Here is a 10,184-nt window from a genome sequence, read left to right on the forward strand (position 1 = left end):
GTGGCAAGAAGTCTTTACTTGATAAAGAGGAATACTTTACTCCCCATCCAGCAATTGAATTTTTTACTATGAAAGAAATTTGTGCTGATTTAATGAACTAATGAAAATGGAGCTGCTGTAGCTGGCCTTGGAACAGCTGCTATTTTAGCAATGTTTGGTTTAGCTGGCTTAGAGAAACGCCGTTATTAATAATTCTTTCGCTAGTGACATTAAATAAAAATAGGATAAACTTTATCAAGCAATTTATGTCTTGTTTTTGACATGAATTGCTTTTTTTATTATGAATTTTTGTGGCTAAAGCTCTTAAGAATAAGAAATTGAAAATCCGGTAGATACTGTCTTAGCTTGTTGGAAATGAAGATGTAATATACTAAGAGCAAAGATTAAATAAAAGGATGATTATATGATCTTATTAAGTGCTTGTTTGGCAGGCTTCAATGTGCGTTATGATGGCGGTAATGCCCGGAATGAACTTGCGGCTCGGTTAGTAGCTCTTGGGCAGGCAATTACGGTTTGTCCTGAGGTGATGGGCGGGATGAGCACTCCACGTGAACCGGCTGAAATTCAGGGTGGGGATGGTACTGACGTTATTGCCGGTCGTGCTAAAGTTGTTAATCGTCGAGGAATTGACGTTACTAGACAATATCTTCAGGGAGCACAATTGGCCCTTGGCATTGCCCGTCGTCACCAGGTTCAGGTAGCTTTTCTTAAACAAAAGAGTCCGGCGTGTGGAACCCACTTAGTTTATGACGGTAGCTTTTCTGGTCACAAGATTGTTGGACTGGGCGTGGCAGCCGCCCTCTTAAGGCAACATGGTATTCAAGTCTTTGGTGATGAAGAATTAAGTTTGGAGCGGGTACGTCCCTGGGTAGATACATCAATTTGGCCGTTACTTGAACTGGGTAGAAAATAAGGACACACCCGGCTTGATGTGGTACAATACTTGGGTAGTCCTGATAAGGAAGAGAGGGAATTAAATGGCTGATAAAATGCAGGTAGTAATCATTACGGGAATGAGCGGGGCTGGCAAGACTGTGGCAGTGCACAGCTTTGAAGACCTTGGCTATTTTGTGATTGATAATATGCTGCCGAGCCTGGCGGAGAAATTCGTTGACGTAATCAAAGATTCGGGAGAATTTGATAAGCTCGCCATGGTGATGGACTTACGCTCACGGGGCTTTCATGAACAAGTATTGCCAAGCTTGTTAAAGTTACGAAAGCGCACGGATTTGACGGTCCGGCTTTTATTTTTAGACGCAAACAACGTTACTTTAATTTCACGTTATAAGGAAACCAGACGGGCTCACCCATTGGCTCCCCAAGGACGAATCTTGGATGGTGTGGAGCTAGAGCGTAAACTCTTAACCGAATTAAAGAGCCGTGCTGACGTAATTATTGATACGACGAACTTGACGCCACGGAACCTCAAGTTGCGGATTAATAAGCTCTTTAGTCATGGTGAGGGTAGCAACTTCTATATCGAAGTGATGTCCTTTGGCTTTAAGTATGGCTTGCCACTGGATGCTGATATCGTGATGGACGTTCGTTTCCTGCCGAACCCATTTTATGTTCCAGAATTGAAACATAAGACCGGAAACGATCAAGCGGTCCAGGATTACGTAATGAAGAGTAAAACTGCTCAAGATTTCTATCAGCACCTAATTTCCTTGCTTAAAAGTGCCTTGCCTGGTTATATCAAGGAGGAAAAGAGTAGTCTGACCATTGCAATCGGTTGTACCGGAGGACAGCATCGTTCAGTTACTATTGCTAATCGGCTGGCGGCTAGTCTTAAGGATGCTGGTTATCAGGTTAACCTTTACCATCGTGACGTAGCTAAGGCGCAGTAGGAAGGAAGAATTTAAAATGTTTCGCAAACCAAAGATTGTCGTGATCGGTGGCGGAACCGGGTTGCCAGTGATTTTACGCGGCTTACGTGACAAAGATGTCGATGTTACTGCCGTAGTAACGGTTGCTGATGATGGCGGATCATCGGGAATCCTACGTAATTACATTAACGTGGTACCGCCTGGTGATATCCGTAATGGTCTGGTCGCTTTATCCGAATTGCCACAATTGGAACTGGATGTTTTCCAATATCGTTTTAAGAGTAGTGACCAATTCTTTGCCGGTCACGCGATTGGTAACCTGATTATTTCAGCTCTTTCTGAAATGAAGGGCGGAATTTTTACTGCCGTTCAGGAGCTTTCCCAAATGATGAAGATCCATGGCCATATTTATCCGGTTGCTAATGAGCCACTAACGCTAAATGCTGAATTTATGGATGGCACCAAGCTCAGTGGTGAGTCTGAGATTACCGCGGCTCACAAGCAGATTAAACGGGTTTGGGTTACACCAACTCATGATAGTGATGGTCACGAAGCTCACCCGGTTCCTGAAGTGATTCAGGCAATCAAAGAAGCCGACCAAATTGTTCTGGGTCCCGGCAGTCTCTTTACTAGTATCTTGCCAAATTTAATGATTAAAGAAGTTGGCCAGGCGGTCTGTGATAGCAAAGCCGAGGTTGTTTATATTTGTAATATCATGACGCAGAAGGGTGAAACTGATCACTTTACCGATGCCGACCACGTTCGGGTGCTCAATCGTCACCTTGGGAAGCACTTTATTGATACAGTCCTAGTCAATATTCGACCAGTACCGAAAAACTACATTGATTTTCAGGAGTGGAATGAAATTTCCCAACCTGTTGGTCATGATTTTCAAGGTTTACGTAACCAAGGTTGTCGGGTAATCAGTTCTAATTTTTTGCGCCTCAAAGATAATGGGGCCTTTCATGACCGTGACCTGGTGGTGGCTGAATTAATTAATCGTCTTCACCAAGTCCATGATTAGGGGGTAATTTTGTGTCGTACGCGAGTGAAGTCAAAAAAGAGTTAACAAGCATTAAAGTCCATTTAAATAATGCTAAGGCGGAGTTGATGGCTTTAATCCGGATGAACGGCAGCATTGGCATTGGCCGGGATGGCTTGGTCCTTAATATTCAAACCGAGAATCCGGCGATTGCCCGGCGAATTTATTCACTGCTTAAACAGTTTTATCATGTTGAGAGTGAAATCGTTGTACGACGCAAAATGAAGTTAAAGAAAAATAACCAGTACATTGTTCGACTTCATTATTCAGCTAAACACATCCTTGATGACTTAGGGATTTTGCAAAATCTTCAGATTAAAGAACGGGTACCACTGGAATTGCTTAAGGACGAATGGATGGTTCGTTCCTACCTACGAGGAGCCTTTTTGGCGGGCGGTTCGGTTAATAATCCGAAAACATCGCGTTATCACTTGGAAATCTATTCTCTCTATGAGGAGCATAATGAGATGATTGCTCAAATGATGAACAAATTTGGCCTGAACGCCCAAACAACCGCACGCCGGAGTGGCTTTATCGTTTATTTAAAAGAAGCCGAGAAGATTGCTAATTTTATGTCATTGATCGGGGCAACCAATTCAATGCTTCAATTTGAGAATGTCCGAATTGTCAGGGACATGCGCAATTCAGTTAATCGTTTGGTTAACTGTGAAAATGCTAATTTGAACAAAATTGCTAATGCTTCAACTCGGCAGATTGAGAATATTCGCCTCATTGATTCGCGAGTGGGGTTAGGTAGCTTGCCTGATAAGTTGCGTGAGATTGCTGAAACCCGGTTGGCTCATCAGGAGGTCAGCTTAAAAGAACTTGGTGAATTGGTACCAGATGGCCCAATTTCTAAGTCGGGAGTTAATCACCGGCTACGTAAAATCAATGCTTACGCCGATGAATTGCGGACTGCTAAAGCATAATATTAAAAAAACGGTGATGACAATTGTTTTGCCACCACCGTTTTAGTATCTTTGAGAAAATGAAAAAGTGCCGACACAATGAGTAATGTGTCGACACTTTAACTTTAAGTTACTTTAATTTGGAATTGTTTTCCATGACCCCATCGAGCAGACCGTAATCCACGGCTTCTTGAGCAGTGAAGTAATGGTCACGCTCGGTGTCTTTTTGGATACGTTCCAGAGATTGTCCCGAGTTCTTGGCAAGGATACCATTTAGCATCTTCCGGGTCTTCAGAATCTCTGTAGCAGCAATTTCAATTTCGGTTTGCTGACCCTGGGCACCACCAGATGGCTGGTGAATCAATACCTGGGAGTGTGGCAGACCAAATCGCTTGCCCTTGGTACCAGATGATACCAAGACACTGGCCATAGAAGCAGCCATACCGATAACGATTGTTTGAACATCAGACTTGATGAAGTTCATTGTATCGTAGATCGCCATGCCAGAGGTGACAATGCCACCAGGTGAGTTAATGTATAAGTAAATATCTTTAGTTGAATCTTGCGCATCTAAGAACAGCAATTGCGCAACGATGGAATTAGCCATGTCATCGTTAATCGGACCAGAAAGCATAATAATTCGGTCCTTCAGAAGCCGTGAGTAGATGTCATAAGCACGTTCACCACGTGATGACTGCTCAACGACAGTTGGAACTAAGTTCATAGTGTGGCCTCCTTGATTTAATAATTAGCACACGTTAGTATCAATTGCTAACGGATATTAATACTATAACCGATTGGTCAGAAAAGGTCAAATAGTTTAACTTAAAAAATTGTAAATAAACAAAAAGCCCCGGATTATCCGGAGCTGGTAGTTAGATCATTGTATAGTTTATAAATTACTTTTCATTAACGTCCTTGCTGACCATGTCTAATTCAGCAGCGGCACTTTCTTGGTCAAGCTCTTTCCAATCAGCAGCAGTCTTAAATACGTTTAATTTGCTTGTGTCAGTCATAATAATTACCTCCATGTGAGCGTAGTTAAATTTTAATAGTTTTATTTGCTTGTTTAATTAGTAGCTCTCTACATCAAAGATAGTATCACGAATTGGTATAGGCTGCAAGCGCCTATTTATCAACGATTACAATTAATTGGTCTAGTCAGGTTGACACAATGACTGGTAGGTAAGGATTGGAAGCGCTTAACAAAATGAGTAAAATAGTAAAATAAATTTAGTTTTTTTCTTTAAGAATGAATCAAAACTTGCTTTTTAAAACGTGGCCCGGTATAATTGGAACGTTAATTAATTTACGTTTGATATCAAAGGAGGCATAGACTTATGCGTAAAGCACACCCATACGGCGTACAAGGCCGTCGCCCAGTTGCTCCTAAGTATAAGCGAGCATTAAAAGAAAAGAAGATTGAAGCTATTCGTAAGTGGGCTAAGGAAAAGCCAGCAGACGAAAAGTAATTTATTATTGAATAAGGACTAGGAATTTAAGGTTTCTGGTCCTTATTTTATTATTGTTTAAATAACATAAAAGGCGTTACAGCTCTAAGCTATAACGCCAATAAGAAATGCGCCCCCCGGGAGTCGAACCCGGATCTCGAGAACCGGAATCTCACGTGCGATCCATTACACTAAGGGCGCAAATCAATCTTTTATTATGTTGAATCAATCAACATTTATTATGATATCCTACTTTTTAATAGAATGCAACTATTATTTAAACTTTTTAATCAAGATAACGTTTTCACAAGAAAAGTCGAAATTTCTGAGGTGATTGGATAGACTTTTGGCCAGAAGGTGAGTATTATAAGAAGCGTAAGGTTTGTGTATCGCTTAAATTTGATCATTAGGTTTTGGTATTTTAGAATAATTTGTTCTTATATCCAAATGTGATTAGCTAAGCATGCACGCTAACTATGTTTTTCCTAAAGGAGGAAATTGCAGTATGACTGTAAAGATTGGTATTAATGGTTTCGGCCGTATTGGTCGTTTGGCATTCCGTCGTATTCACGAACTCAACACTGATGACATTGAAGTTGTTGCTATCAACGACTTGACTTCACCAGAAATGTTGGCTTACCTACTGAAGTATGATTCAACCCAGGGTCGTTTTGATGCTGAAGTTTCATCAAATGACAAGGGTATCGTTGTTGATGGTAAGGAATACCCTGTATATGCAGAACGTGACGCACGTAACATTCCTTGGGTAAAGAACGACGGTGTTGACTTTGTCCTTGAATGTACTGGTTTCTACACCTCTGCAGAAAAGTCACAAGCTCACCTTGACGCTGGTGCAAAGCGTGTTCTGATTTCTGCACCTGCTGGCAACATTCCAACTGTTGTTCCTGGTGTTAACCTTGACACTCTGAAGGCTGACGACAAGATCGTTTCTGCTGGTTCATGCACCACTAGTTGCCTGGCACCAATGGCATACTGGCTGAACAAGAACTTCGGTATCAAGGTTGGTACCATGACTACTGTCCACGCTTACACTGGTTCACAAGCTGTTCTGGACCAACCACGTGGTAAGAAGTTCCGTAACAACCGTGCTGCCGCTGTAAACACTATTCCTCACTCTTCAGGTGCTGCTAAGGCTATTGGCCTGGTTATTCCTGAACTGAATGGTAAGCTTTCTGGCCACGCACAACGTGTTGCTGTTCCTACTGGCTCATTAACTGAACTGGTTACTGTTATGAACAAGAAGGTTACGGTTGACGAAGTTAATGCTGCTATGAAGAAGGCTGCTGAAAACAACCCAGCATACGGTTACACTGAAGATCCAATCGTTTCATCTGACATCATTGGTTCTACTTATGGTTCAGTATTTGACCCATCTCAGACCCAAATCATGGAAGCTGAAGACGGTACTCAATTAGTTAAGACCGTTGCTTGGTACGACAACGAAAACGGCTTCACCTGCAACATGATTCGGACTCTGCTCCACTTTGCAAATCTGTAATCTAATTGCTTAAATAAGCTTAACGAAAGGTGGGAGGAGGAGACTCCAACCACCTTTTTCTTAACAGAGAAGGAGGAAATATAATCCATGGCTAAGTTAACTGTTGAAGACTTGCCAATTGAAGGCAAAAAGGTATTAATGCGGGTAGACTTCAATGTTCCGATTACTGATGACGGAAAAGTCGGCGATGATAACCGGATCGTGGCCGCATTGCCAACAATCAAGTACGTTATTGAACACAATGGTAAGGCAATCCTGTTCTCACACCTGGGCCGAATTAAGAAGGAAGAGGACAAGCCAGCTAAGACCTTAAAGCCAGTTGCTGAACGTCTGTCTAACTTGCTGAATAAGCCAGTAACCTTTGTTCCAGTTACGGAAGGTAAACAATTGGAAGATGCCATCAACAACATGAACGATGGTGACGTCTTGTTAGTTCAAAACACTCGTTACGAGGATGTTAAGGATGGCAAGTACGTTAAGCGTGAATCTGGCAACGATCCAGAATTAGGTAAGTACTGGGCTTCTCTTGGTGATGTTTACGTCAACGATGCCTTTGGTACTGCCCACCGGAAGCATGCTTCTAACGTTGGAATTGCTACTAATATGCCTGGTAAGGCTGCCGCTGGTTTCTTGATGCAAAAGGAAATCAAGTTCTTAGGCGACGCGGTTGACAATCCAAAGCGGCCATTTGTTGCCATCTTGGGTGGTGCTAAGGTTTCCGACAAGATTGGTGTTATTGACCACTTATTAGACAAGGCTGATAAGATCATCATTGGTGGTGGAATGGCTTATACCTTCTACGCTGCCAAGGGTATTAAGACCGGTGATTCCTTAGTTGAAAAGGACAAGATTGATGTTGCCAAGGAAATCCTTGACAAGGCCGGCGATAAGATTGTGCTGCCAATCGATAACGTAGTTGCTGACAAGTTTGACAATGATGCCAACACTAAGGTTGTTGAGGGTGACATTGACGATGGCTGGATGGCCCTAGACATTGGTCCAAAGACTATTGCTGAATTTGAAAAGGTCCTGAAGGATGCCAAGACGGTTGTTTGGAACGGCCCAATGGGTGTCTTTGAAAAGCCTAACTTTGCTAAGGGCACCCTTGAAATTGGTAAATTCCTTGGTACCTTAGACAATGCTACAACAATTGTCGGTGGTGGTGATTCCACCGCTGCTGTCAAGCAATTAGGCGTTGCTGACAAGCTAACCCACATTTCCACTGGTGGTGGTGCTTCATTGACCTACCTTGAAGGTAAGACTTTACCTGGAATTGCTGCAATTTCTGATAAGTAATTATAAAATAACGAGAGCGGAACTTACCGATTGGTTTGTTTCGCTCTTTTTTAAAGGAGGGGATTTTAATGCGAGTCCCAATGATTGCCGGAAACTGGAAAATGAATAAGACAGTGGCTGAGGCGGTGGACTTTGTTAAACAAATTAAGGATCAATTACCACCAGCTGACCAACAAGAAACCGCGCTTGCTGCTCCAGCACTTTCATTGGTGCCAATGATTCAAGCAGCTGCTGGTTCCCCCCTGAAGGTAATGGCAGAAAATTGCTATTATAAAGACCAAGGTGCCTTTACCGGTGAGATTAGTCCCAAGGCACTTTATGCAGCGGGCATTCATCACGTTATCCTTGGTCATTCTGAGCGACGGAACTATTTTCATGAAACTGATGAACTGATCAATAAAAAAGTAAAGGCCGCCTTACGTAACGGCTTGTGTCCCATTGTTTGCTGTGATGACACAATGGGGCGGCGGGTTGCCTATGATCAGAAGATTCACTGGGTTGTTAACCGCATTCTTGCCGATGTGAAAGACCTTAGTGAATCTGAAGTCGCCAAAGTCACAATTGCTTATGAACCAAATTGGGCGATTGGAACCGGTCAGAGTGCTGACCCATCTCAGGCGGAAGAGGGGTGTTACCTCATTCGACAGACAATTTCTGATATGTATGGTGAACCCCTGGCTAACCAAATGCGAATCCTTTACGGAGGTAGTGTTACGACTAAAAACGTTAGTGCGTTAATGGCTAAGCCGGATATTGATGGTGCTTTAGTAGGTGAAGCCAGCCTGGATCCGCAATCCTTTTTACAAATCGTCAATCATTAGTGGCGAAAAGCTTGTTTTTAGTTGTGCAAAATAATACAATATTAAAGTGGAATGTATCCAAATATAAGACAGAGGAGAGATTCATCAAATGTCACTTATTACAGATATTATTGCGCGTGAAGTTCTTGATTCACGTGGTAACCCAACCGTTGAAGCCGAAGTTTATACTGAAGCTGGCGGTGTTGGCCGTGGAATTGTTCCTTCAGGTGCTTCAACTGGTGAACACGAAGCTGTTGAATTACGTGATGGTGATCCAAAGCGTTTCGGCGGCAAGGGTGTTCTGAAGGCTGTTTCCAATGTTAACAACATTATTTCTAAGGAAGTTGTTGGCATGGAAGTTACTGACCAGATTGCCATCGACAAGGCCATGATTAAGTTAGATGGTACCCCTAATAAGGGTAAGCTTGGTGCTAACGCTATCTTAGCCGTATCATTAGCTGCTGCCCGTGCTGCTGCTGATGAACTGCAGGTTCCGTTGTACAACTACTTGGGTGGCTTTAATGCCCACGTTATGCCAACTCCAATGATGAATGTTATCAATGGTGGTGCTCACTCTGATAACAAGGTTGACTTCCAGGAATTCATGATTATGCCAGTTGGTGCACCAACTGTTCGTGAAGCTATTCGTTGGGGATCTGAAACTTTCCACGCCCTAAAGAAGGAACTGGAAAATGCTGGCAAGGTCACTTCTGTTGGTGACGAAGGTGGATTTGCTCCTGACTTTGCTAACAATGCTGAACCATTCGAATACCTGATCAAGGCTATTAAGGATGCTGGTTACAAGCCAGGCAAGGATATCGCCATTGCCTTTGATGTGGCTGCTTCAGAACTGTGGGACAACGATACTAAGAAGTACAAGCTTCGTTGGTCCACTGGTGAAGAATACAGCACCGACGAATGGATCAAGTACTTATCCGGCATTATTGCTAAGTACCCAATTGTTTCTGTTGAAGACCCAATTGATGAAAACACGGCATTAAAGGTAGCGCATGAGTTATCCCAAGATGGTATTCTTCAGCAAATGGGTATCAAACTGCTTACGTTAAACAACGTACATTGATGATGGATGATCAACAGAAAAGGGCTGCCTTTTTAAAAAATATTGGTATAGATGTTAATCAATATTGGCAGCTATCTGAAGACATTGATGAAAACCTAATAAAGAAACTAAAAGAAAATGACAATCGTGTGCATGTATTCCCGTTGAAGGAATGTTTAATGCTATTGTAAAAAATCAAAATATAAAAGGTGTGCACCTAATGAAATTAATTGCTATTGGCGATAATGTTGCTGATACATTTGTTGATATGCATATTTTTTA

At 42.4% G+C, this 10,184-nt stretch carries 10 protein-coding genes and 1 tRNA gene; 9 read left to right on the top strand and 2 right to left on the bottom strand.

The annotated features are described in order from the left end of the window. Nucleotides 1-403 precede the first annotated feature (403 nt). The 4 genes from ACEYV4_RS07620 (at nt 404) to whiA (ending at nt 3,797) form a co-directional block, all read left to right on the top strand. A complete protein-coding gene (locus ACEYV4_RS07620) occupies nt 404-913 on the top strand; it encodes a DUF523 domain-containing protein (RefSeq protein ID WP_373842734.1) in 510 nt (169 codons plus the stop codon). Nucleotides 914-977: 64 nt separating this feature from the next. Then, nucleotides 978-1,847 carry an RNase adapter RapZ gene (rapZ, locus tag ACEYV4_RS07625; RefSeq protein WP_373842735.1) on the top strand — a complete coding sequence of 290 codons (870 nt, stop codon included), beginning with the start codon at nt 978-980 and terminating at the stop codon, nt 1,845-1,847. Nucleotides 1,848-1,863: 16 nt separating this feature from the next. After that, the gene (gene yvcK, locus ACEYV4_RS07630; protein WP_373842736.1) at nt 1,864-2,850 is read left to right on the top strand and encodes a uridine diphosphate-N-acetylglucosamine-binding protein YvcK; all 987 of its coding nucleotides are present in this window, start codon (nt 1,864-1,866) and stop codon (nt 2,848-2,850) included. A gap of 11 nt (nt 2,851-2,861) precedes the next feature. After that, complete coding sequence (gene whiA / locus ACEYV4_RS07635) at nt 2,862-3,797, top strand: DNA-binding protein WhiA (RefSeq protein WP_373842737.1); 936 nt, start codon at nt 2,862-2,864, stop codon at nt 3,795-3,797. 109 nt (nt 3,798-3,906) lie between these two features. On the opposite strand, the gene clpP is transcribed toward whiA, so the two are convergent. Further along, nucleotides 3,907-4,500: an ATP-dependent Clp endopeptidase proteolytic subunit ClpP gene (gene clpP, locus ACEYV4_RS07640; protein ID WP_373842738.1), complete on the bottom strand. Its 594-nt coding sequence runs from the start codon at nt 4,498-4,500 to the stop codon at nt 3,907-3,909. A gap of 616 nt (nt 4,501-5,116) precedes the next feature. On the opposite strand from clpP, the gene ACEYV4_RS07645 reads away from it, so the two are divergent. After that, nucleotides 5,117-5,248: a hypothetical protein gene (locus ACEYV4_RS07645; protein WP_263851300.1), complete on the top strand. Its 132-nt coding sequence runs from the start codon at nt 5,117-5,119 to the stop codon at nt 5,246-5,248. A 108-nt stretch (nt 5,249-5,356) separates the two neighbouring features. On the opposite strand, the gene ACEYV4_RS07650 is transcribed toward ACEYV4_RS07645, so the two are convergent. Continuing rightward, nucleotides 5,357-5,428 (bottom strand) — tRNA-Arg (locus ACEYV4_RS07650). A 304-nt stretch (nt 5,429-5,732) separates the two neighbouring features. On the opposite strand from ACEYV4_RS07650, the gene gap reads away from it, so the two are divergent. The 4 genes from gap (at nt 5,733) to eno (ending at nt 9,923) form a co-directional block, all read left to right on the top strand. Continuing rightward, nucleotides 5,733-6,746, top strand: coding sequence for a type I glyceraldehyde-3-phosphate dehydrogenase (gene gap / locus ACEYV4_RS07655; RefSeq protein WP_373842739.1), 1,014 nt, complete (start codon nt 5,733-5,735; stop codon nt 6,744-6,746). Between the two features lie 87 nt (nt 6,747-6,833). Beyond that, nucleotides 6,834-8,042: a phosphoglycerate kinase gene (pgk, locus tag ACEYV4_RS07660; protein ID WP_373842740.1), complete on the top strand. Its 1,209-nt coding sequence runs from the start codon at nt 6,834-6,836 to the stop codon at nt 8,040-8,042. 68 nt (nt 8,043-8,110) lie between these two features. Continuing rightward, nucleotides 8,111-8,863, top strand: a complete 753-nt coding sequence (gene tpiA, locus ACEYV4_RS07665) for a triose-phosphate isomerase (protein WP_373842741.1) — start codon at nt 8,111-8,113, stop codon at nt 8,861-8,863. A gap of 88 nt (nt 8,864-8,951) precedes the next feature. Then, nucleotides 8,952-9,923 carry a phosphopyruvate hydratase gene (gene eno, locus ACEYV4_RS07670; protein WP_373842742.1) on the top strand — a complete coding sequence of 324 codons (972 nt, stop codon included), beginning with the start codon at nt 8,952-8,954 and terminating at the stop codon, nt 9,921-9,923. Nucleotides 9,924-10,184 lie beyond the last annotated feature (261 nt).

This window comes from Limosilactobacillus sp. (genome assembly GCF_041859915.1).
Lineage (GTDB): Bacteria > Bacillota > Bacilli > Lactobacillales > Lactobacillaceae > Limosilactobacillus.